This is a genomic window from Kosakonia sp. WA-90 (assembly GCF_039871955.1).
In the GTDB taxonomy this organism is placed as follows: Bacteria; Pseudomonadota; Gammaproteobacteria; order Enterobacterales; family Enterobacteriaceae; genus Kosakonia; species Kosakonia oryzendophytica.
On the sequence record NZ_JBDPLJ010000004.1, the window covers coordinates 68796 to 90091 of the forward strand.

At 52.7% G+C, this 21296-nt stretch carries 21 protein-coding genes; 8 read left to right on the forward strand and 13 right to left on the reverse strand.

Going from position 1 to position 21296, the window contains the following annotated elements; genetic code table 11:
- The first annotated feature begins 374 nt into the window (after nucleotides 1–374).
- Genes ABGA49_RS09220 through ABGA49_RS09230 form a run of 3 tightly spaced genes read left to right on the forward strand, consistent with a single transcriptional unit; the run spans nucleotide 375 to nucleotide 2646 of the window.
- Nucleotides 375–1058: a nucleoside recognition domain-containing protein gene (locus ABGA49_RS09220; RefSeq protein WP_061497944.1), complete on the forward strand. Its 684-nt coding sequence runs from the start codon at nucleotides 375–377 to the stop codon at nucleotides 1056–1058.
- Nucleotides 1051–1518, forward strand: a complete 468-nt coding sequence (locus ABGA49_RS09225; RefSeq protein WP_061497942.1) for a YjiG family protein — start codon at nucleotides 1051–1053, stop codon at nucleotides 1516–1518. The genes ABGA49_RS09220 and ABGA49_RS09225 overlap by 8 nt, the downstream gene beginning before the upstream one ends.
- A 24-nt stretch (nucleotides 1519–1542) precedes the next feature.
- Nucleotides 1543–2646, forward strand: a complete 1104-nt coding sequence (locus tag ABGA49_RS09230; RefSeq protein WP_061497940.1) for a M20 peptidase aminoacylase family protein — start codon at nucleotides 1543–1545, stop codon at nucleotides 2644–2646.
- A gap of 312 nt (nucleotides 2647–2958) precedes the next feature.
- On the opposite strand, the gene yjiA is transcribed toward ABGA49_RS09230, so the two are convergent.
- The 3 genes from yjiA to ABGA49_RS09245 form a co-directional block, all read right to left on the reverse strand.
- A complete protein-coding gene (gene yjiA, locus ABGA49_RS09235; RefSeq protein WP_061497939.1) occupies nucleotides 2959–3915 on the reverse strand; it encodes a GTPase in 957 nt (318 codons plus the stop codon).
- Between the two features lie 10 nt (nucleotides 3916–3925).
- Entirely contained in the window at nucleotides 3926–4129 is a 204-nt protein-coding gene (locus ABGA49_RS09240; protein ID WP_088237340.1) for a YbdD/YjiX family protein, read from the reverse strand.
- 68 nt (nucleotides 4130–4197) lie between these two features.
- Nucleotides 4198–6351 carry a carbon starvation CstA family protein gene (locus ABGA49_RS09245; protein ID WP_347665472.1) on the reverse strand — a complete coding sequence of 718 codons (2154 nt, stop codon included), beginning with the start codon at nucleotides 6349–6351 and terminating at the stop codon, nucleotides 4198–4200.
- 349 nt (nucleotides 6352–6700) lie between these two features.
- Between ABGA49_RS09245 and tsr the strand changes: the two genes are divergently transcribed.
- Entirely contained in the window at nucleotides 6701–8365 is a 1665-nt protein-coding gene (tsr, locus tag ABGA49_RS09250; protein ID WP_061497933.1) for a methyl-accepting chemotaxis protein, read from the forward strand.
- A gap of 87 nt (nucleotides 8366–8452) precedes the next feature.
- Nucleotides 8453–9265 (forward strand): GNAT family N-acetyltransferase, encoded by an 813-nt coding sequence (locus ABGA49_RS09255; protein WP_347665473.1) that lies wholly within the window; start codon nucleotides 8453–8455, stop codon nucleotides 9263–9265.
- A gap of 3 nt (nucleotides 9266–9268) precedes the next feature.
- Here the strand turns inward: ABGA49_RS09255 and opgB are convergent, their stop codons facing one another.
- The 8 genes from opgB to ABGA49_RS09295 form a co-directional block, all read right to left on the reverse strand.
- The gene (gene opgB, locus ABGA49_RS09260; RefSeq protein WP_347665474.1) at nucleotides 9269–11560 is read right to left on the reverse strand and encodes a phosphatidylglycerol--membrane-oligosaccharide glycerophosphotransferase; all 2292 of its coding nucleotides are present in this window, start codon (nucleotides 11558–11560) and stop codon (nucleotides 9269–9271) included.
- 222 nt (nucleotides 11561–11782) lie between these two features.
- Nucleotides 11783–12274 (reverse strand): DUF2501 domain-containing protein, encoded by a 492-nt coding sequence (locus ABGA49_RS09265; protein ID WP_061497928.1) that lies wholly within the window; start codon nucleotides 12272–12274, stop codon nucleotides 11783–11785.
- Between the two features lie 76 nt (nucleotides 12275–12350).
- On the reverse strand, nucleotides 12351–13088 hold the full coding sequence (dnaC, locus tag ABGA49_RS09270; RefSeq protein ID WP_061497926.1) for a DNA replication protein DnaC: 738 nt from the start codon (nucleotides 13086–13088) through the stop codon (nucleotides 12351–12353).
- Nucleotides 13089–13090: 2 nt separating this feature from the next.
- A complete protein-coding gene (dnaT, locus tag ABGA49_RS09275) occupies nucleotides 13091–13630 on the reverse strand; it encodes a primosomal protein DnaT (protein ID WP_347665475.1) in 540 nt (179 codons plus the stop codon).
- Between the two features lie 135 nt (nucleotides 13631–13765).
- Nucleotides 13766–14194: an organic hydroperoxide resistance protein gene (locus ABGA49_RS09280; protein WP_020456446.1), complete on the reverse strand. Its 429-nt coding sequence runs from the start codon at nucleotides 14192–14194 to the stop codon at nucleotides 13766–13768.
- Nucleotides 14195–14274: 80 nt separating this feature from the next.
- On the reverse strand, nucleotides 14275–14724 hold the full coding sequence (locus ABGA49_RS09285) for a MarR family transcriptional regulator (RefSeq protein WP_061497921.1): 450 nt from the start codon (nucleotides 14722–14724) through the stop codon (nucleotides 14275–14277).
- Nucleotides 14725–15075: 351 nt separating this feature from the next.
- On the reverse strand, nucleotides 15076–15549 hold the full coding sequence (locus tag ABGA49_RS09290; RefSeq protein ID WP_061497919.1) for a threonine/serine exporter: 474 nt from the start codon (nucleotides 15547–15549) through the stop codon (nucleotides 15076–15078).
- On the reverse strand, nucleotides 15540–16316 hold the full coding sequence (locus ABGA49_RS09295; protein WP_061497917.1) for a threonine/serine exporter ThrE family protein: 777 nt from the start codon (nucleotides 16314–16316) through the stop codon (nucleotides 15540–15542). The genes ABGA49_RS09290 and ABGA49_RS09295 overlap by 10 nt, the downstream gene beginning before the upstream one ends.
- Nucleotides 16317–16853: 537 nt before the next feature.
- Here ABGA49_RS09295 and ABGA49_RS09300 point away from each other — a divergent pair.
- Nucleotides 16854–17567, forward strand: a complete 714-nt coding sequence (locus ABGA49_RS09300; protein WP_088237347.1) for a LuxR C-terminal-related transcriptional regulator — start codon at nucleotides 16854–16856, stop codon at nucleotides 17565–17567.
- Between the two features lie 20 nt (nucleotides 17568–17587).
- Nucleotides 17588–18202 (forward strand): DNA-binding transcriptional activator BglJ, encoded by a 615-nt coding sequence (gene bglJ / locus ABGA49_RS09305; protein ID WP_061497913.1) that lies wholly within the window; start codon nucleotides 17588–17590, stop codon nucleotides 18200–18202.
- A 51-nt stretch (nucleotides 18203–18253) separates the two neighbouring features.
- Here bglJ and ABGA49_RS09310 read toward each other — a convergent pair whose 3' ends face one another.
- Nucleotides 18254–18712, reverse strand: coding sequence for a YbaK/EbsC family protein (locus tag ABGA49_RS09310; RefSeq protein ID WP_061497911.1), 459 nt, complete (start codon nucleotides 18710–18712; stop codon nucleotides 18254–18256).
- Between the two features lie 339 nt (nucleotides 18713–19051).
- On the opposite strand from ABGA49_RS09310, the gene ABGA49_RS09315 reads away from it, so the two are divergent.
- Entirely contained in the window at nucleotides 19052–20392 is a 1341-nt protein-coding gene (locus ABGA49_RS09315) for a PTS sugar transporter subunit IIC (protein ID WP_061497909.1), read from the forward strand.
- A 42-nt stretch (nucleotides 20393–20434) separates the two neighbouring features.
- Here ABGA49_RS09315 and fhuF read toward each other — a convergent pair whose 3' ends face one another.
- Nucleotides 20435–21223 carry a siderophore-iron reductase FhuF gene (gene fhuF / locus ABGA49_RS09320; RefSeq protein ID WP_347665476.1) on the reverse strand — a complete coding sequence of 263 codons (789 nt, stop codon included), beginning with the start codon at nucleotides 21221–21223 and terminating at the stop codon, nucleotides 20435–20437.
- Nucleotides 21224–21296: the final 73 nt, after the last annotated feature.

A 21296-nucleotide genomic window follows, 5' to 3' on the forward strand; every position in this document is an offset into this window, starting at 1 on the left:
CCACATTCCTTCTTAACTGTTGACCTGAGAGCAACAATAACATCTTAACGCGGATATTTATCATCCGGATTGAATAGTGATAATCAAATTAACCGCCAGGTTTCAGAGGAAAACAGATACGAAAAATTAAAAGAGGCTTTTTGCACCAAAAGGGTGCCCAATGACGGTGAGAGATTATTTTATTAGGGTGGTTTCAGAAGTTAATTAAATAATTTTTCAGTAATTTTGCTTTTTATTCTCTGTATTTCGCGGGAAGGTTATTTATTGCGTAAAAAATCGCGGTAAAAGATTTTTATTTTATCATCGACCTGTTCAGGCATGGATCCTGCTTAGTAATAGAACATTGTCATCTGATTATTTTAAAGAGAGATGTTATGAGCGAATCGAAAACGCTGGAGCAACCCGCGAAAGCGCACGCGGATGAGTGGAAAGTCGGGCCTGGCGCCTGGATCTCCCTGGTGATTGTTCTGCTGGTTTTTTCCGGCTTCTTTTTCAAGGTTGAGGGTATGGCGTGGCTGGGAGCGTTTGACTTCACTACGCTGGGCGGCGCCTTTGGCACCATGAAGTCGCCGGAGACCAGCACCTTTATTGGCAGCGGCGGCATTAGTGCAAAAGCCGGCTTTCTGTTTGCGCTGTCGCTGGTACCAACGGTGATGCTGGCGCTGGGGCTGTTGGAGATTTTTACCCACTATGGCGCGATACGCGCAGCGCATAAGCTACTGACGCCATTGCTTAAACCGCTGCTCGGTATTCCGGGTTATACCGGGTTGGCGCTGATCACCGATCTGCAAAGTACCGATGCCGGGGCGGCATTAACCAAAGAGTTGTACGACAGCGAGAAAATTACCCGTAAAGATGTGGTGATTATGGGGGCGTGGCAATATTCCGGTGCCGGATTAATCAATAACTATTTCTCTATTGGTTCGGCAATGTTCGCCTCGCTGACTATCCCGATTATTATTCCGCTGGTGTTGATGTTTGTGCTGAAGTTTGTTGGCGCAGCCGTGGTTCGCCTGGCATTAAATACTGTCTATAAGAGGGATTTCGACCATGAGTAATACCGCCAAAGTCTCCGGTAATCCGTTCGATATTTTCGTTATCGGCGCGCGAAAAGGTTTTAATATCGCCATCAATAACCTGATGCCGAATGTATTAATGGCCTATGTGATCGCTGAAATGCTCAATTTATTGGGTGTGATGCAGATTATTGGTCATATTTGCGCACCGGTTATGGGGCTGTTCGGCCTGCCGGGCGAAGCCATTACCGTGTTGCTCACCGCCTGGCTCTCCTCCTCCGCAGGCACAGGCGTGGCGGTCAGCCTGCTGAGCAAAGGCCAGCTTGATGTCGGGCAAATAACCATTCTTGCACCCGCCATCTTTTTAATGGGTTCGCAGCTACAGTATATGGGCCGCCTGTTGGGCGTGGCCGATGTACCGAAGAAGTACTGGCCGTTACTGATGGCCGTCAGCATTCTTAACGCGGTTATTTCTATGCTGATAATGCGCGTTATTGCCTGAGTGAAGCACACCAAGGAGTAAGACGTGTCACGTACACTAGAGCACTTTAATTACCTGCATCAGATCCCAGAACTTGGGTTCGAAGAGTATAAAACCTCTGCTTATATCGCCGGGGTACTGGAGGCGGCGGGCTACCAGGTTACGCGCCAGATCAATAACACTACCGGCATCGTCGCCGTGCTGGACAGTGGCAAACCCGGACCGACTCTGGCGTTGCGCGCCGATATGGATGCACTCGGGCATATCATTGAGGGTCAACACGTTGCGCGCCACACCTGTGGTCACGATGGGCATTCTTCTGTGGTGCTGACGACGGCGCAGGAAGTGATGGCTGAAGGCGTAGTGAAAAAGGGCAAACTGAAGTTTATCTTCCAGCCCGCTGAAGAGCTGGGCACCGGGGCGATTGCCCTGACCGAAGGCGGCGTGCTGGACGATGTGGACATGTTGCTTGGTTTCCACCTGCGCCCGCTGGAAGAGTGTCCGATGGGCCAGGCCGTTCCGGCGATGTACTATTCTGCGTCCGCCACCGTTGAGGTGATGTTTCACGGCAAAGCAGCGCATGCTGCGCGCCCGCATTTGGGGGTGAACGCACTGGATGCCGCTGCGCACGCGGTGCAGGCGGTTAACGGTATTCACCTTGCGCCATCGCTCACCTGGAGCGCGAAAGCCACACGTTTTCTTTGCGATGCCGGAGTCACTAACTCCATTCCGGACAAAGCGCAGGTGTGTTGGGATCTACGCGCGGCAGAAAATGAGGCCATGGATGCACTGAAACCGCAGGTACTGCGTGCTATTGAAAGCAGTGCCGCGGCTTATGGTGCGCGTGCTGAAATCCGCGTTCTTAAGGAGATGCCTGCGGCGATCATTGATGATGAGGCAACTGACGTGGTTTCCCGCGCGATCCGCAGTGTGTTTGGCGACACCGGGCTGACCGCACCGAAATCGACGCCGGGTAGTGAGGATTTCTTCCACTACCTGCGCTTGCGCCCACAGGTGAAAGGTGGTTTCTGGGGGCTGGGCGCGAACCTGACGCCGGGGCTGCATCACCCGGAAATGCACTTTGACCGCGAAGCGTTAGCGCTCGGCGTGAAAGTATTTAAAGCCTGCGTGCAGGATGTGCTGGGCTGATACTCACTGCTTCCCATTGCTGCGGGTGGTAATCGTATTGTTGCCCGCAGTAGTTTCCACTGAATTGCCAGGTTTACACTTTGTTCTCCCCTCACCCTAACCCTCTCCCCATAGGGGAGAGGGGATCGTACGGTTCAGCGTTATTGTCCGGTTTCCCTTCCCATAGGGAGAGGGGATCGTACGGTTCAGCGTTATTGCCCGGTTTCCCTTCCCATAGGGGGAGGGGATCGTACGGTTCAGCGTTATTGTCCGGTTGTCCTTCCCATAGGAGGGGAGGGGATCGTACGGTTCAACATTATCACCGCGGTTTGCTTATTTCCGTAGATCCGCAAACGCTGCTCTGATTTCCTCTTCCGGCAACTGCACGCCGATAAACACCAGTGTGCTGTGTGGGGATTCATCGCCCCACGGGCGATCCCAGTCGGCGCTATACAGGCGTTGCACGCCCTGGAACAGCAGACGGTTGGGCTCGCCATCGATCCAGAGCATCCCTTTGTAGCGCAAAAGTTTTTCCGCAAAGCTCAGCAGCAGGCTCTCCATCACGCGGGAGACTTCGCTGATGTCCACCGGGTAGTCCAGTTCGACGACGATCGAATTAATGTCGTTCTGCTTGTCGGCAATAAAGTGGAAGCGTGGTTTGGCCGCCACCACGTTCTCTTCCAGCATAAAACCGTTGGTATTAAATAGCTGCGCCAGCTCGATATCGCCGTGAGTGACGGTGTAAAGCGGTGCGCGGGCGTTAATGCGGCTCAGCCGTTCGCGCAGTTTTTCGCTCTCGCCAGCCACATCGGTTTTGGTCAGCAGAATGCGATCGGCATAACCGACCTGCGACTGCGCCAGCGTGAACTGGTTCATCTGCTCATCGGCATGCACGGCGTCAACCAGCGCGATCACGCCGTCCAGCAGGTAGCGCTGGCAGAGGATCTCGTGGGAGAAGAAGGTCTGAATGATTGGACCGGGATCGGCCATACCGGTGCATTCGATCACCAGCCTGTCAAAGGCGATATCACCACGATCGAGGCTATCGAGCAGGTCCAGCAGCGCATCTTCCAGTTCATTGGAACGACTACAGCAGATACAGCCATTAGTCAGGGTTTTGATTTGCGTGGCGCGATCGCCAATCAGCTGATCGTCGACGGAGACGTCACCGAATTCGTTTTCGATAACGGCGATTTTGTAGCCGTGCTGCTCGTTGAGGATATGGCGTAAGAGGGTGGTTTTGCCTGCGCCGAGAAAACCGGTCAGCAGGGTCACTGCAATGGGGGTCATACATTCTCCTTTAGCAACAGCGGACGCCGCCCTTGCCGTCGCCGCCATAACGTGCCTGCTGGCGTTCGCGGAAAAATTCTTCATAGGTCATGTACGGTTTGTCCGGATGGTTGGTCTGCATATGCTCAACATAGTTGTCATAGTCCGGGATGCCAATCAGCATCTTTGCCGCCTGACCGAGGTACTTTTTTGCTTCGCCTAAGTTACCAAACATTATTTGTTCCGGATATATGTGGGGGCCGGATGGCTCCCCCTTAGAGGGAGCCATCCGGCCTGGTTACATCAATGATGGGAGGAGGTTTTCACGCCGCCTTCCGGCACTGGCACATACGGCGTCTCTTTGTCGGTACGTACCTTGTTGTTACGTACGTTCAACCAGGTTTTGATGCCGTAGAAGATGATGCTGTAAACCACCACCAGGAACAGAATACTCAAACCGGCATTGGTGTAGTTGTTCACCACGATATGGTTCATATTGGCAATCTGTTGCGCCGTCAGCTCGCTGCCGCCCGCGGCAATCTTCGCTTTGTACTGGTTAGCCATATACAGGAAGCCTTCCAGTTGCGGGTTGGTGCTGAACAGTTTCAGGCCCAGCGCCCAGGTGGTGCACAACAGCAGCCACATGGCAGGAACCACAGTAACCCAGATGTATTTGATGCGCTGCATTTTCACCAGGATAACTGTGCCGAGCAGCAGGGCAACGGCAGCCAACATCTGGTTAGAGATACCGAACAGCGGCCACAGGCTCTTCACGCCGCCCAGCGGATCAACCACGCCCTGATACAGCAGGTAGCCCCACAGGCCCACGCAGCCCGCAGTACCAATAATGCCGGCAACCAGCGAGTCAGTTTTCTTCAGAACCGGCACGAAGTTCCCCAGCAGATCCTGCAACATAAAGCGGCCTGCACGAGTACCTGCATCCAGCGCGGTAAGAATAAACAGCGCTTCGAACAGGATACCGAAGTGGTACCAGAAGCCCATATCCGCCATTGGCATGATTTTGTGGAACACATGAGCGATACCCACGGCCAGCGTCGGCGCGCCACCCGCACGGTTCAGTACCGACGGCTCGCCGATGTCTTTTGCGGTTTGCAGGATCTGTTCCGGCGAAATCACAAAGCCCCAGGAGCTGACCGTTGCCGCCGCATGTGCGGTGACATCTTTCAACTGCGCCAGAATCATCGGCGCATTCTCACCACCCAGTTCATGCAAGTTCGGCATAGTAATACCGAGGCCTGCCGGCGGGGTGTTCATCGCAAAGTAAAGGCCCGGTTCGATAATGGACGCGGCAACCAGCGCCATCACCGCCACAAAGGATTCCATCAACATTGCGCCGTAACCGATAAAGCGGGCGTCGGTTTCGTTCGCCAGCAGTTTCGGCGTGGTGCCGGATGCGATCAGCGCATGGAAGCCAGAAACGGCGCCGCAAGCGATGGTGATAAACAGGAACGGGAACAGCGCGCCTTTCCACAGCGGGCCGGTACCGTCAATGTACTGCGTCACCGCTGGCATTTTCAGTTCCGGGTTGAGGATCACAATACCCAGCGCCAGACCGACGATCACGCCGATTTTCAGGAAGGTCGCCAGATAGTCACGCGGTGCGAGGATCAGCCATACCGGCAGCAGTGCAGATATAAAGGCATAACCAATCAGCGCGAAGGTGATGGTGGTGTCTTTAAAGGTCAGCGCCGGGCCCCAGTACGGATCGTGAGCGATAATACCGCCGAACCAGATGGAGGCCACCAGCAGCACAATCCCGATAACCGAGACTTCACCCACGCGGCCTGGGCGCAGGAAGCGCATGTAAATACCCATAAACAGGGCAATCGGCACGGTAGAGCAGACGGTAAACACGCCCCACGGACTTTCCGCCAGCGCTTTCACCACGATCAGAGCCAGCACCGCGAGGATGATGATCATAATCAGGAAGCAACCAAACAGTGCAATGGTCCCCGGCACGCGGCCCATCTCCTCTTTGACCATCTCGCCAAGCGAGGCGCCGTTACGGCGGGAAGAGATAAACAGCACCATAAAGTCCTGCACGGCACCGGCCAGTACCACGCCTGCCAGCAGCCATAGCGTGCCCGGCAGGTAACCCATTTGTGCGGCCAGTACCGGCCCGACTAACGGACCTGCGCCCGCGATAGCGGCAAAGTGGTGGCCAAACAGCACGTAGCGGTTGGTTGGCACATAGTTAAGACCATCGTTATTGATCACCGCTGGCGTGGCGCGGGTCGGGTCGAGTTTCATCACCTTTTGGGCGATGTAGAGGCTGTAGTAGCGATATGCCACCAGATAAACGGAGACGGAAGCGACCACGATCCACAGGGCGCTTACGTGCTCGCCCCGCCGTAACGCAATAACCGAGAGACAGAAAGCACCGATAATCCCGAGGATCACCCAGGGCACGTGCTTGAAGAGTTTTTTAGTATCCATATCAGACCTGGCTTTTAGCAGAAAAAGAGAATCGGATGTGAGGTGTTGTAAAGGCTGTATGCTGGCCACGATCATGACAAATTACGCGCGCGAAACGGCGACGATTTGGTTGAGTGGTTAGAAATGGACGCTAAGCGGTAATGGAATCGGAGTGAGCGGTTTTTACACGCGCTACGTGGCGGAAAATGTGTGATGGCGATCACTCGGAACCCTTGGTGGGCGCGGGTTGAGTACGTTTCAGGTCGGCTGCATTACGACTATTGTTTTGGTGAATATTAGCACGATGAGCCATAAAGTTTTCTTATTCCAGGCCGAAAATCTTACATCTGTCTATATGGAAAGAGAAAACATGTTAAATCGCATTAAACTTGTGACCAGTTTGTTACTGGTATTAGGATTATTTGGCCTTTTACAGCTCACCTCCGGCGGCTTGTTCTTCAACGCCCTAAAGCAGGACAAAGAAAACTTCACCGTATTGCAAACCATTCGTCAGCAACAATCTACGCTGAACGCCAGCTGGGTAGCGCTGCTGCAAACCCGTAATACCCTGAACCGCGCGGGTATTCGCTACATGATGGATCAGAACAATATCGGTAGCGGTGCCACTGTGTCGGATCTGATGCAGATTGCCAGTACTTCACTGAAACAGGCGGAAGTGAACTGGGCTGCTTACCAGGCGCTGCCGCGCGATCCGCGCCAGAGCGACGAAGCCGCAGCAGAGATCAAACGTAACTACGATATCTATCACAACGCACTGGCGGAGCTGATCCAACTGCTGGGTGCCGGCAAAATTAATGACTTCTTTGACCAGCCGACACAGCGTTACCAGGACGGTTTCGAGAAACAATACGTCAACTACTTGCAGCAGAACGATTCCCTGTATGAAACAGCAGTCAATGCGAGCGAAAGCTCCTATGGTTCTGCGATATGGATCATTATTACCGTCCTGATCGTGGTACTGGCGGTGATCGTCGGCGTATGGGCAGGGATCAAACGTGCATTGATTGCGCCGCTGAACCACCTGATCGACAACATTCGCCATATTGCCGGTGGTGATCTGGTACAGCGTATTGAAGTACAGGGCTCTAACGAAATGGGCGTGCTGGCGGACAGCCTGCGTCACATGCAGAGCGAGCTGGTGCGTACCGTCAGCGATGTGCGTAACGGTGCGAACGCCATTTACAGCGGCGCGAGCGAAATTTCGGTGGGTAACAACGATCTCTCTTCCCGTACCGAGCAGCAAGCCGCATCGCTGGAAGAAACGGCAGCCAGCATGGAAGAACTGACCGCAACGGTTAAACAGAACGCCGAAAACGCCCGTCAGGCTAGTCATCTGGCATTGAGCGCATCTGAAACCGCGCAGAAAGGCGGAAAAGTGGTGGACAACGTGGTGCAGACCATGCGAGACATCGCCGCCAGTTCGCAGAAAATTGCTGACATTATCAGCGTAATCGACGGCATTGCTTTCCAGACCAACATCCTGGCGCTCAACGCCGCGGTAGAAGCGGCACGTGCAGGTGAACAGGGGCGTGGTTTTGCGGTGGTTGCGGGCGAAGTGCGTAACCTCGCGCAGCGTAGCGCCCAGGCAGCCCGTGAAATCAAGAGCCTGATTGAAGACTCCGTTGGTCGCGTTGAACTGGGCTCCACGCTGGTGGAAAGCGCCGGTGAGACGATGGATGAAATCGTCAATGCGGTCACCCGTGTGACCGATATTATGGGCGAAATCGCGTCTGCTTCTGATGAGCAGAGCCGCGGTATCGACCAGGTGGGTCTGGCGGTTGCCGAGATGGATCGCGTGACTCAGCAGAACGCCTCGCTGGTAGAAGAATCCGCTGCTGCTGCCGCTGCGCTGGAAGAACAGGCCAGCCGCCTGACGCAGGCAGTTGCCGTGTTCCGCATTCTGCAGGAACAGCGTAAAGCGGGGGCCGCCGCTTTCGCCAAAGCCGCACCGGTTGCCTCCCAACCGCGTAAAGTGGCCGCGACGGATACTGGTGACAACTGGGAAACCTTCTGATTGTTCTCTGCGCCCTGTAGTCCAGGGCGCATTCTCTCCCGGCTTCGCCGTGCTATTCTCTGGAAAAGCATTCTGCGGAGAAGCCTTATGCACCTCATTGCCGTTCCTGCCCTTCACTACAGTTGTGAGCAACTGGCCGCGATTGTCGGCGACTGCTTTGAAGGCTACAGCGTGCCGTTTTCGCTGCCGCCTGCGGTCTTTGCCCAGCGCTTTATTGCCGAAGGATTAAGTCTGGTGGATTCTTGCGTCTGGCTGGCGGATGAAACGCCTGCTGCCGTGGCGCTGATCACCCGACGCGGCGTCTCCGCCCGGTTAGCGGCATTTGCAATTCGCCCCGCGTACCGGGCGAAAGGGCAAGGAAAACGTCTTCTTGCGCCGCTAATGGCTGCGTTGCGCGAGCGGGGCGTCGTGAACATGCAACTTGAGGTGATTCAGGAGAATCATCCCGCCGTGGCGCTCTATCGCAATCTGGGCTTTGTGATGACTCAGGAACTTTACGGTTTTCAGGGCGCTGCGGATGCATCTGTGCAATCGGTGGCGTTACAGGCGCTTGACCCGCTGGAGGTGGTGCGCAAAGCGACAGGCGAGAGCAATGCCATGCTGTCATGGCTGGTCGATCCCCTTTCTTCAGTTTCGCTGCCTGCGCTGGCCTTTGAGTACCGCAAGCATGCGTATGCGGTGATTGCCACCCATATGGAGAAGCCGCAACTGCGGTTTATCTATGTTGAGCCGGAGTACCGGCGTAAAGGATTCGCCAGCGAATTACTGCGCGCATTAAATCAGCGTTTCCCCGGACTGAGCACTTCTGTGGTCGTGCCCGCCCATTTTACGCCGCTATTTACGCGTGCTGGTTATCTCCTTATGCCGATCAGTCAGTATGAGATGAAGGCCGACCTGTAGCGGTCAGCCTTCGCGATCAACGATTTTGAGTTCAACAAGGCCAATGCCCAGCTTGCGCGGTGAGTGGCCAAGAATATTCCCCTCATTGCTGGATTGCGGCGCAGGCGGGGCAATCACCAGTGTGTTGCTGAGCGATGGATTGCTGAAACTCAGGGTTGTGGTACTCAGCTCGCTTCCCAAGGTTAATGTTTGCTCTTCAGAACCCACGCGCACCGGGATGGGGCGGTTAGCGTTAGGGCCAAACGCTTTGGCGGTGATGACCAGCGCGAATTTTTCTGGCAACGGGTGGTCGTACTCAATCTTCACTTCGTCGGCAAGATTTGCGTTGGACCAGCGTCCCCAGCTCTCCGGACGGGAGAGGCCGCTGAAGTGTTTGACGTCTTCCGGCGCGCCTGCAACGTTAAATACAAAACTGTCGGCTTTATAACGGATGCTATCGTCGACGATCTTCAGCGTATCCACATTATGTTGGTAGCGTTCAGCGCTGATCACCGTCTCTTGAAAGTCGGTTTTCCCTTTCCATTGTGCTTTATCCACCTGCTGGACGCGCTGTTCTCCGCCCAGCTGCCCTTGTGAAACGCACCAATTGGTAGAAAGCGCCAGATCCGGCGACCACAAGCGCGCCATTTTGTAGCACTGATCGATCCAGACAAAGTTGTCGCGCGGGGCGAAATCCGCCAACTGGAAACGTAGTGGTGCGGAATATTCGCTTTCCGGCAGGGGCTCGATACGTTTATCCCCGACGCGCACCAGCAACGGCAGCCGGAACTGGCTCCCGGAGAACGAGACCATTTGTTTATTCTGGTCGATAGTGAACGCTTTCATCTCGTTCGGGAAGTTCCACAGGCGAATGATCTCCGGCTTCCAGGCCAGCACTTTCTCTTTCATATTCAGGAACACGCCGGACAGTGACTGCCCGGAGAGACTGCTACGCCCAAGGCCAAGGTAGTTATCCCCGCCAAGGATATCCAGCACGGTGGCACCATTATCCAGCGTGCTGCGTTTGATGCCGGAGATATCCTGCTGGGGTTCATCACCTCGGATCACAAAAAAGAGATTACTGCGATCTGCTTTGTTCAGATATTTCCATGCGGTGTTGTTCATCGCCAGGTGGTCTGACGACACGACAATCACCGTATCTTTAAACCATGGCGATGCTTTGATCTTGTTAATCAGCGCGGCAATATGCTGCTGGCTACAGGTGACGGCGCTGAAGGACTGATTCGGCTTGCCATCGTAGTGGTAGCTTTTGCGCGTGCAGGTGCGGGAAATAAATCCGTCCGGGTGGTGAGTGTCCACCGTCAGGGCAAACAGAGAGAAGCGCTTACCGGCGCGGGAAAGCTCTTCATACTGTCGCCATACCGCATCCAGCACGGTATCGTCATAGAAACCCCAGTCATTGCGGTAGTTCGGGTCGTCAACCTGCTTTTTAAGCTCTTCTGCACCGGTGAGATAGTCAAAACCGTGCGATTTCAGGAACACATCTTTACCGGCAAAGCGCAGGTTTGCCCCCTGAATAAAGTGATTCTCGTAGCCAGAATTTTTCAGGATGTCGCCAAGACACAGGTTTTGCGGAAAGAAGGTGGAAACGGATGCGGAGGCATTACCTTCAAACGGTGCGAACAGCGGAATGCCACACTGAGACGACACCATGCCTGCAATCGTGTAGTCCGTACCTGGCAATTGCTGGGTGTGACTGAAGTCGATGCTTTCCTCTTTCAACGCGCCCAGTTCCGGCGTAAGCCCCGGAAACGCCTCATCATTAAAGTAGGTGCGCTCCAGGCTTTCACCATAGATATAGACCAGATTCAGGTGCGGGGACGGAATCGACTTTGCCGGTTCTTTGTAGTAAGTCAGAAAATCCGGATCGCCGCCGCGCGTCTGGGATTTCACCAGTTCTGTAATTTGACGAAATGCCGGGCTGGCATCCACGGAACCAAGCGCCAGCACCAGAGCCAGCAAGCTGTAGCCCATATGATGTGGGCGATGACGACGACGGCGCAGTACCCAACCGAGTGCGCAAAATACGGCAAACAGCGCCAGCGCGAGGCCCGCGCCGGGAAGCAGGTATTTGCTGACGCCAGCACCGGTCAGGCTGTTGGTCAGCGTATAGAGTACCGCATCGTTAATACCATCGCCGGTAAAATAGTGGCTGGCAAATAAGGTGATATTTAACAGGATAAAGAAACCGAGGACCAGCAACGTAGCGGTGAACCACCAGGTGTTACGACCCGCTTTCCAGGCGTAAGTCGCCACGGAGGCGAGAAACAAAGCAACAGAAAGCAATTCAGACAACCGTCATCCCCCATCAATGCCAGACATGTTGCTGGCTATTAATCTTTGTAACAGGACGTACAATTTAATATTCATGTCACATACCTGCAATTGTAGTGTCACTTTATTCCCGGTTTATTCAGAATTGGTTTAGAAAGGCGGCAGGGTGATCGCCGTCGCTTTGGCGACGAAAAGGTAGGGCAGCGGAGGAAAACGCCGCGTTGAGAGCAACGCGGCACAGGGTCAGGAGAGGAAGTTGACGCCCTGTTTGAGAACGATATCGCAGGCTTTTGATTTCACTTTTTCCGCCAGCGGCGTGTTGCCAATGTTACTCAGATTCAGTTGCTCACCGTTTTTGGTGTTCAGCATTCCCTGAATCCCTTCCAGATAGTTGGTGTCCTGTTTTTGTTCCGTTGTTCCCAGACCCAGTTTATCCAGTACCTGATTTTTCACGTTTTCAGTGTTGGTCAGCGAGGAGAGTTTGTTTTTGGCGCACCAGGTCATAATACCTGCGGCGTTGTTCATGGTTCCGGCGCTGAGCGCCTGGTTGCCGCCGTTAAGCAGGCCGGTCAGGGAGGAGAGCGACAAACCGCCTTGTTGCGAGGCAGAATTATTCTGGCTGAGTTGGCCGGCAGCGCTGGAGAGCGTGTCCTGCCAGGACGCCGCATGGGCAAAACCGGTAAACAGGGTGCTGCTGATAACAGCGGTGCAAAGCAGGCGTTTGGCGAATTTCATGTCGTGCAGATCCTGATGTATGACGAGAGCGCCCAGTATACACCCGGGCGCGGGAAGCCTACGGAGGGGAAAACTCTCAATACTCTTTGCCGGTGACGCGGCTGCGATAACTCTCCCAGTTGAAGATCACCCACAAGCTATTGCCCAAGCGCATCCTGTCCATGACGCGTTCGCCCAGCAGTTTGTTCATCTCATCAAGGTTGCTGTTGGTCAGCATGCCGGTTGGGCGTTTGGATGATGAGCGGCGGTCGACAATCTGGTTAATGATCACTTTTTCGTAGCGGGACTCGGTTTGCATACCGATCTCGTCGATCACCAGCAGATCAACCGAACTTAAATCGTTCAGTAACTGCTCTTCGCTGCTTTCACGGTTGCCGAATGTCTCTTTCATGGCAGACATAATGTCGGCAACGGTAATGATCAGCACCGATTTGCCGCGTAATAACAACTCGTTGCAAATGGCGGCCGCAAGGTGATTCTTACCGGTTCCTGGCTTGCCAGAAAAGATAAAGCTGGCGATATTGCCCTCAAACTCTTCGACATATTGCCGTGCCTGACTCAGGGCGCGCATCTGACCTTCGGTTTCAATGCGGTAGTTGTCGAAGGAGCAGTTTTGATGAAGCGGACGAATGCCGGAGCGGTTAAAGGTGCGCTGCATTTTCATGGCGCGGTTTTCACGCTCCAGCGCCGCCGAACGGATTTCGCCCTGTTGTTTCTGCCAGGCCATTAACTCTTCGCCTGTTTTAAATGCAGGTTGGGTATTGGCGGGCATCATTTTTTGCAGACGTTTCATCAATTCGCCGACGTTTTTCATCGTTATCCTCTAAAGCCTGGTGGGATTTGACTGTCCGGTTCTGAAAGGGTGTTGATATCGCGCTTTGCTGCGCCACTCTGGCTGGCACGCCCTATTTGCAGGCTACGCGCCAGTTTTTGCTGCCATTGTACATGGTGGAAGACTTTGCCTTCCGCCTGCCAGTATGCGACGAAAGACGCCAGTTCTTCCGGCGTAACCGGCTGCGCCAGCGCGATGCCCCATAGCGCGGCCAGACGCTGGAAGTCAGCATCGGGCTGCCAACCCGCATACATAGCAAATTTCCCCATTGGCACGTTTACCGGCGCGGCGCTGGGTTCTTCGTAGAACTGCGCATCTAATGCAATATCGCTGGCCGGACGCGAAAGCTGCGCCTCCAGCGCCAGCAATCGCTCGAGTCGCTGTGGCGTAACGGCATAAAACGCGGGGCTGTTATTGACAAAAACGGCGATTGCGCCACCTTCCGTGCGGGCCAGTACGCTGGCATGATCGCGCATAAACTCATCAATGCCGATGACATTTGACGTCAGAATTCTGGAAGACATAACGCGTTCTCAAACTGGAATACAACGGATACGGTGCACTGCGTTTTCCACGCAGAGATAATGACACATAGTAACACAGGGAAGGGAAAGGACAGTACAGCAGGAAAAAGCCGGGTTGCCCCGGCTCTGAAGCGGTTATGCGATAATGTTCAGGGTCACATCGATGTTACCGCGGGTCGCGTTGGAATACGGGCAAACGATGTGCGCTGCGTCGACCAGTTTTTTCGCTTCTGCCGCGTCCATCCCCGGCAGGTGAATGTTCAGTTTGGCTTCGATACCAAAACCGGTTGGCAACGGACCGATACCCACTTCGCCTTCGATAAAGGCGTCTTTAGGCATGGCGATTTTGTCGCGGCCGGCAACAAATTTCATTGCACCGAGGAAGCAGGCGGAGTAGCCCGCAGCAAACAGCTGTTCCGGGTTGGTCACTTCACCGCCCGCACCGCCCATCTCTTTCGGTACGCCCAGTTTGACGTCCAGTACGCCGTCAGAAGAGGTTGCGCGGCCATCACGGCCGCCGGTGGCTTTGGCTTTGGCGGTATAAACGACTTTTTCTAAAGACATGACAGGTTCCTTATTATCTTGAGTGCTTGCTATAAAATAGCGTGCTATTTATCTGTTGGCGAAAACGCCCGTAAGGGCGCTTAAGCCAGGTGAAACCGCTGACGAAGTTGTTCCAGTTGCTGTTTGATGTCCCGCAGGGTTGCGTTGTCACACGCCATCGCGCAACTGATCGATTCCGGAATAGAGGCGGCTTGTTGCTGTAACGCGCGCCCACTTTCGCTTAATGTGATCACCACCTGACGCTCATCCTGGCGCGAACGCTGACGTGAAATCAGCCCGGCGCTTTCGAGGCGCTTTAACAGCGGCGTGAGTGTGGCGGAATCCAGAAACAGGCGTTCGCCAATGTCCGACACGGTCACATCGTCTTTCTCCCACAACACCAGCATGACCAGATATTGCGGATAAGTCAGGTTCATCGGCGCCAGTAGCTGCCGGTAAAGCTTATTCAGAGCCAGGTTTGTTGAGTAAAGCGCAAAGCAAAACTGGTTATCTAACGCGAGTTGCGCGTTCGGTGTCGTTTTCGTCTTCATGAAACGAATTTATATAGTGCGCGATTTAATTGCAAGTTATTTTTTACGGGCAGGTATAACACAGCACAACCTGCACCACCATGTTACGGTAATACTGACGCTGCGCGGTTGGCTCCTCCTTCTCTTCAAACATTGAAAAAGAGTCGCTCTGTTTGCCACGCAGTGAAAGCTGAGGCTGCTCATCAGGCGGTGAACATAATCTGCAAATAGAGGTTTTCTTTGGTTTTGACGTGATACACCACCCTCCGCTGGGGTGCCCGCCCGTTCGGCAATTTGTTCCATACGTACGACATTCAAACCCTTTTCCTCAGGCAGGGCGATGATCACCACGGCGGCGACAGAAAACAAATCTCAAACGCGTGGGCGTTTGCGGTAGATCCACAAGCCGGGGATCGATAGGCCAATAGAGAGCGCCCCCACAATCGACGATGCCTTAAGGAAGTTGGTCAACAGCAGGATCATTAACTCTTCGCTGTAGCCGAAATGACCAATTTTCACCGCTGAAATCATTGCCGTGTACGCGGAGATCCCAGGGAACATAGGGATTACCGCAGCGACGGTAAATACTTTCGGATGCGCCAGATACCAGCGCGACCAGCGAATACCAATACTGCCCACCAGCATAGAGGCCACGAACGTTGACCATTCAATGTTAAAACCCCAGTGCATCATGGCAAAGCGCGATCCGTGACCAATGGCCCCAAGAAGCGCACACCAACGCAGGGCGCGATGGGGAACATTAAATACCATGGCAAACCCAACGGCGGGGACTGCGGCCAGCACCATATCTTGCGCCAGCGCCACAAAAAACAGGATCACATCCATCCGCGTAGCCCCCATAACGTCATCGCCATCACCACGCCAATGCAGGTTGCGAGCGTTAATAAGCTGGCGATGGCCCAGCGCGCCAACCCGGTATTGATATGGCCTTTAAACATATCGGCGACGGAATTAATAAGCGGGAACCCCGGTACCAATAACAAAACACTGGCGGCCATGGCTACCGTTGATGAGTGGAGAAAATTCGGCAGAGTGAGCATCAAGCCCGAAACCGTCGTTGCAACAAACGCGGTCACACAGAAGTTAATTTGCGGGTGCATGTGCCGATTTGCCAGCACCAACCGTACATACATCGCAACGCTGCTGGCGCAAAAAGTGATAAATGCACCGTCCCAACCGCCATTATTGAGCTTGCAGAAGCAGGCGCAGGAAAGGCCTACCATCAGGGTGACCAGCCAGCGCGGGTAACGCAGTGGCTTTACCTGGGCAAAGCGTTTTTCAACGCCTTTTAGATCCAGTAGCTTGTGTTCGGTCAGGATCACAATGTGTTGTACCTCCGTCACGACATGCATATTGATTCCGCGATCGCTGTTCTTGCGTGTGGAGGTCAGGCATTGCCCGTCTTTGATGGTCGTCAGGACGATGGCATTGGATGAAATTAAACTCTCTACGCTGTCCATGCCCAGCGCCAGTCCCAGACGCGTTGATAACTCTTCCACCAGCGCGCTCTCTGCGCCGTGCTGTAACAAGAAAAGGCCACACTGAATACACAGGCGTGTAATTGCCCGCTGCGATGACTGGTCTGTTTGCATGGTTACCCTGGTACTGTTTGCAAAGGCGCTCACAAGAAGGGGGAGCGAAAAGTCTATATTTAGCACAGAATATGGGCTGAAGGGCGCTAAAGTAGATCAAGAACTGTGCATTAAATCACGATGAAGGCGTTTCATGATGCATTCCCGTTGTGGGTTAAGACCAGTTCAGGTCTGTTAGGGTATTAATGTTCTCATTGTGGAAAAACATGATTAATGAGCAGGTTAGGTATAAATTAATCTTAATTATTTATTAAATTTATGGGTTTTATCTTAATTATCCACGCATTGATTGTTTTAATTTCTTATTTTATTTTTTAATAATATCCGGGGTGTTTGAAAGGGCGTTGTGTTATGTTGACACATGAGTGGGCAATACTATAATTTTACAACGTTATATTTAATTGCTAATCATGCATTTTACTAATTTTTCACCGCGTCATCCTGACGAGATGTGGGACTATTTCGCATTAATTTCATCAGTCAAGTAAATATTAATAACGAGAATTGATAGAGCTCGCGAATGGAAGCGGAGGTTTTATGCTATCACTAAACAGTAAACATGGGGTTATTATAAGTCGAATGCCAGTATTCAGCGCCGGAATAGAGGGCATAGTTGCCCGACATTTTACTGAATATGAATTGGCCTGTTATTCATCCATAGAGGAGATTGCGCTGCAAAAATTACAGTGCGCCAGTATGGTTATTGTCGATTTAACAGGCGAACAGCGGTATGCGCGCAGAAATTGTCAGCAATACTATTCACTGCTCTCGCAATGCGATAATGCGCACTGGATTTTCTTTGTCTCCGGTAGCCTCTATCCGGTTGCGAAACAGCTTCTTTTACGTTCGCACACAACGTTACTTTCTGATGAGGCGTCGATTGCGGACATTGTCACGACTATTCATGCGAGCTATGAGAAAAATGGAAAAATCAGCCAGACGCTTTTGATGCCCGCTGAAGAATTTATGGAAGAGAATTCTTCGATGGGAGATGCACTGACATTTTCCGAGCGAAAAGTATTACGTCTGTTGGGAAAAGGGTGGGGAATAAATCAAATTGCAACACTGCTAAAAAAGAGCAATAAAACTATCAGTGCGCAAAAAAATAGTGCAATGCGCAGATTATTACTGCGCAGTAATGCGGACCTGTACACATGGATTAATAGTACTCGGGGAATGAAAGAGCTCAATTTAGGAACGGCATACGGAGAGCGGAAAGAATGGGAAAGAATTGCACGAAAAGAAACGTAGCCATCATCGAAAAATGCATAATGAGTGAAGTGGGATTGCAAAATTTATTGAGTGATCCGACATATTGTCAATACTCGTTTCATTTCTATAAAAATTTTGCTGAATTCCGTCAGGCACTCAAACAGACGTCGTTTTTTTCTATCATTTATTCTCTTTTTGGACTGCGAGAAGAACGGCGTGAATGTTTAATGGGGCTGCATCTACTTTCATACTCGCATCCCGGTGTACAGCGTATCGTTCTGGTTGAGGACGATCGAGAGGCGCAATTGGTGGGGCTTTTTTCATCGTTGCGATTGCATGGCATTTTGAGTAAAACAGCGCCGTTGCCTCTCTTATTGGAGCAGCTTGCAACGCTCTTCGGTGAAACCCGGCATATCAATGACAATATGCTTAATCATTGGTATGTGAGCCAGTGTCGTACGCTCAGCCCGACGGAGCGGGCAATATTGAACTGTATGACGCGCGGTCTTTCCATGGCTGAAATCGCTTCACAGCTGGATCGCAATGTTAAAACCATTCGTGCGCACAAATTTAACGCGATGACAAAGCTGGGTGTTACGTCTGATGTGAGTTTGCTTAACGCTGCAGATATTCTGACATGGATGCCGCACGTTTACGGTCAGTATCCCAATTAGCCTTTCGCTTCTGGTGCGCCAGGCATCAAACCTGGCGCTGGTGCAACGAGACTACAGGCACACATCTATCCATTTGGCGCGGGTCAGTTCCGCCATTCTTTCTGGCGAGATACGCACGGCGCTGTGGATGGCTCCGGCAGCTGGCAAGACTTCCGGGTACTGTTTCAACGACACATCACAATATATTGCCAGAGGGTTTTCCAGACCGAATGGGCAGACACCGCCAACGGGATGGCCGGTAATCGTAACCACTTCGTCACTACTTAACATTCGCGCTTTCGCGCCGAAAGTATTTTTTAGCTTTTTATTATCCAGGCGCGCGTCGCCTTTGGCGACCACCAGAATGACTTCATTTTTTACTTTTAACGACAGTGTCTTGGCGATTTGTCCCGGCTCCACATGATGTGCCGCAGCAGCCAGCGCGACGGTTGCCGTGCTTTGGCTCAGTTCGATGATATCGATGTCGGGGGCATTGTCGGCAAAAAATTGCCGCACAGACTGCAAACTCATGATGTTCTCCTGCTTAAAACCGCTATTAATCTGTCACAAGCACGTTATTGCTGTAAATATCCCTCCTTAACAAACGCCTTACAACCAGATTATCGATCGCCTTCACAATCGCGGAAACCGGTTACAGTAACCGGTTGCAGTGTCATCAACCCGGGTTAATACTCATTTTGTCACTTCCCTCTGCCCAGAAAATTAAATAAAGAGCCGTCTATGAACGTATCCTGTTTCGTTGTAATGCTGGTTCAAACAACCACATGGTTTCACAGAGAAAAAATGGATCGCGACGCGGCAGAATATTCGCTGGTGCGCTTACTTTGTTAGTCTGACAGGAGATCTGCTATGTCTGCCAACCATGCTGCGTTTAACCTCATTTTCCGGTTTATAGAAAACTACGTCAGCCCGATTGCCGGGCGAATCTCTTCCCAACGCCATGTGATGGCCATCCGTGACGGGTTTATTTCCGCAATGCCGTTTATGATTGTGGGCTCGTTCCTGCTGGTCTTTGCCTATCCGCCATTTTCGCCGGACACCACCTGGGGTTTCGCCCGTGGTTGGCTTGATCTTGCGAAGCAGTATGAAGGGCGGATCCTTACGCCTTTCGATATGACGATGGGCATTATGTCTATCTATATCTGTGCGGCTATTGCTTACAATCTTGGTAAGCATTATGTGAAGTCGCATCAGTTGGATCCTTTTATGTGCGCCATGCTATCGCTGATGGCTTTCTTATTGGTCGCAGCCCCAAAAACCAACGGTACGCTGCCGGTGGATAGCCTTGGCGGCACCGGTATTTTCACCGCGATCCTGGTGGCGATTTATTGTGTGGAAATGATGCGTTTTCTAAAAGCGCATAACATTGGTATTCGCCTGCCCGATCAGGTGCCGCCGATGATAAAAAACTCGTTTGATTTACTCATTCCTGTGCTGGTGGTAGTGCTGACGCTTTATCCGTTGAGTCTGCTTATCCAGACGCAGTTCAATATGCTGATCCCGCAGGCCATTATGGCGCTGTTTAAACCCTTGGTAGCGGCAGCGGATTCATTACCGGCCATTCTGCTGGCGGTGATCATTGGTCATTTACTGTGGTTCGCCGGCATTCATGGCGCTGCGATCGTTTCCGGTATGCTGCAAATGTTCTGGTTAACGAACCTTGGTTTGAACCAGACCGCGTTGGCGCAGGGCGCGCCGTTGCCGCATATCTTTATGGAAGCGTTCTGGACCTTCTTTATTGTGATTGGTGGCTCCGGGGCGACGATGGGGCTGGTCTTTTGCTACCTGCGCAGCCGTTCGGTACATTTACGCTCCATCGGGCGTTTGAGCGTCGTACCGAGTATGTTCAACATCAATGAGCCGGTTATTTTTGGCACACCCATTGTAATGAACCCGGTATTCTTTATTCCTTTCCTGCTGGCACCAACGATCAACGCCATTATTGCCTGGGCGGCGATGAAACTGGATCTTATTGGCAGAGTGATTTCCGTTGTGCCCTGGACCGCTCCTGCGCCTATTGGCGGCGCGTGGGCGCTGGGTTGGGATTTCCGGGCAGCAATTCTCGTGGTCTTGCTCGCTTGTGTGTCTGCGGTTATCTACTATCCGTTCTTTAAAGTGTACGAAAAACAGTTACTGGAACAGGAAGCAGAAGAAGCACAGCGCGCAGAAGACGATAAGCAGGTTGCATAAAGGCACAAGGAAAACAAAGGGGCGGAATAACCGCTCCTTTGTTTATGTTAACGTGCAGTCGCCGCACTGCTGGACATCTGGTAGACGATAGCGCTGGCAGCAAGTGCGGCGCACCAGTACACCGTCCCGCAGCACAACGGTGCGCCACAGCGGGTTGTCGCTGCCATCGGCAAGTTGTTTTTCAAAGAAGCAGGTCTGACGCAGCGCTGCGACACGCCCCTCACCAAGCACGGGGATCATATCCCCCAGGCACCAGTTAATCAGATAGCCCGTATTGCTCCAGATAAGCTTACCGTTGATGCCTCCGGTGGCTTCCAGCGCCTGTACGACCGGGAGCATAGCGTATGTCGTCAGCGCGGAAATTCGTTGGGCATCGTTACAGGACGTTAATACGTCATCGGGCTGCACATCAATCCAGAAACACGCGGCACGGCCGGTTTCGTGAAACTCGACATGGAAATGTTCAGGTGTAAGGTCGATTGCGCGTTCCTGCATCAACAGCGCCAGTAGCAACGGCGGTACCATCAGCCCGAGATACCATTGCGCCCATAGTGATAACAGTGGCTTGTTTTCTCGCGGCTGCGTTAGCTGGTTGCGATAAATATGATCGGAATAGGTCGCAATAAGCGTTTGTAACGCGCTACCGCGTGACCATTCTGCCAGCGTCATGGTTTGGTAAGGTGCGGGTTCATTGAGATGAATAAAATCAAGCAGATATTCGCGATGGCTGGAGATAGTTTCCCGTACGGCATTCGCCAGCGAATCGCGCTCATTGTTGAGGCTCCCTCGCCAGGTAGCATTTTCAGCAATCGTTGCGGTACGTGAAGTCATGGCAGTAGCAGGATAAGAAATCTAAATGATAATGATTTTTAATCCTAACCACGGATAAAATCGATAGCAAGGT

Coding starts and splice junctions, on each gene's coding strand:
- ABGA49_RS09265 (WP_061497928.1), bottom strand. CDS start 12,274: ATGAAATTCGCCAAACGCCTGCTTTGCACCGCTGTTATCAGCAGCACC.
- ABGA49_RS09290 (WP_061497919.1), bottom strand. CDS start 15,549: ATGGATGTGATCCTGTTTTTTGTGGCGCTGGCGCAAGATATGGTGCTG.
- bglJ (WP_061497913.1), top strand. CDS start 17,588: ATGAGTGAAGTGGGATTGCAAAATTTATTGAGTGATCCGACATATTGT.
- ABGA49_RS09280 (WP_020456446.1), bottom strand. CDS start 14,194: ATGTCTTTAGAAAAAGTCGTTTATACCGCCAAAGCCAAAGCCACCGGC.
- yjiA (WP_061497939.1), bottom strand. CDS start 3,915: ATGACCCCCATTGCAGTGACCCTGCTGACCGGTTTTCTCGGCGCAGGC.
- fhuF (WP_347665476.1), bottom strand. CDS start 21,223: ATGACTTCACGTACCGCAACGATTGCTGAAAATGCTACCTGGCGAGGG.
- ABGA49_RS09245 (WP_347665472.1), bottom strand. CDS start 6,351: ATGGATACTAAAAAACTCTTCAAGCACGTGCCCTGGGTGATCCTCGGG.
- ABGA49_RS09285 (WP_061497921.1), bottom strand. CDS start 14,724: ATGAAGACGAAAACGACACCGAACGCGCAACTCGCGTTAGATAACCAG.
- ABGA49_RS09240 (WP_088237340.1), bottom strand. CDS start 4,129: ATGTTTGGTAACTTAGGCGAAGCAAAAAAGTACCTCGGTCAGGCGGCA.
- ABGA49_RS09315 (WP_061497909.1), top strand. CDS start 19,052: ATGTCTGCCAACCATGCTGCGTTTAACCTCATTTTCCGGTTTATAGAA.
- ABGA49_RS09300 (WP_088237347.1), top strand. CDS start 16,854: ATGCTATCACTAAACAGTAAACATGGGGTTATTATAAGTCGAATGCCA.
- ABGA49_RS09220 (WP_061497944.1), top strand. CDS start 375: ATGAGCGAATCGAAAACGCTGGAGCAACCCGCGAAAGCGCACGCGGAT.
- dnaC (WP_061497926.1), bottom strand. CDS start 13,088: ATGAAAAACGTCGGCGAATTGATGAAACGTCTGCAAAAAATGATGCCC.
- ABGA49_RS09225 (WP_061497942.1), top strand. CDS start 1,051: ATGAGTAATACCGCCAAAGTCTCCGGTAATCCGTTCGATATTTTCGTT.
- dnaT (WP_347665475.1), bottom strand. CDS start 13,630: ATGTCTTCCAGAATTCTGACGTCAAATGTCATCGGCATTGATGAGTTT.
- ABGA49_RS09295 (WP_061497917.1), bottom strand. CDS start 16,316: ATGCAAACAGACCAGTCATCGCAGCGGGCAATTACACGCCTGTGTATT.
- ABGA49_RS09310 (WP_061497911.1), bottom strand. CDS start 18,712: ATGAGTTTGCAGTCTGTGCGGCAATTTTTTGCCGACAATGCCCCCGAC.
- ABGA49_RS09255 (WP_347665473.1), top strand. CDS start 8,453: ATGCACCTCATTGCCGTTCCTGCCCTTCACTACAGTTGTGAGCAACTG.
- tsr (WP_061497933.1), top strand. CDS start 6,701: ATGTTAAATCGCATTAAACTTGTGACCAGTTTGTTACTGGTATTAGGA.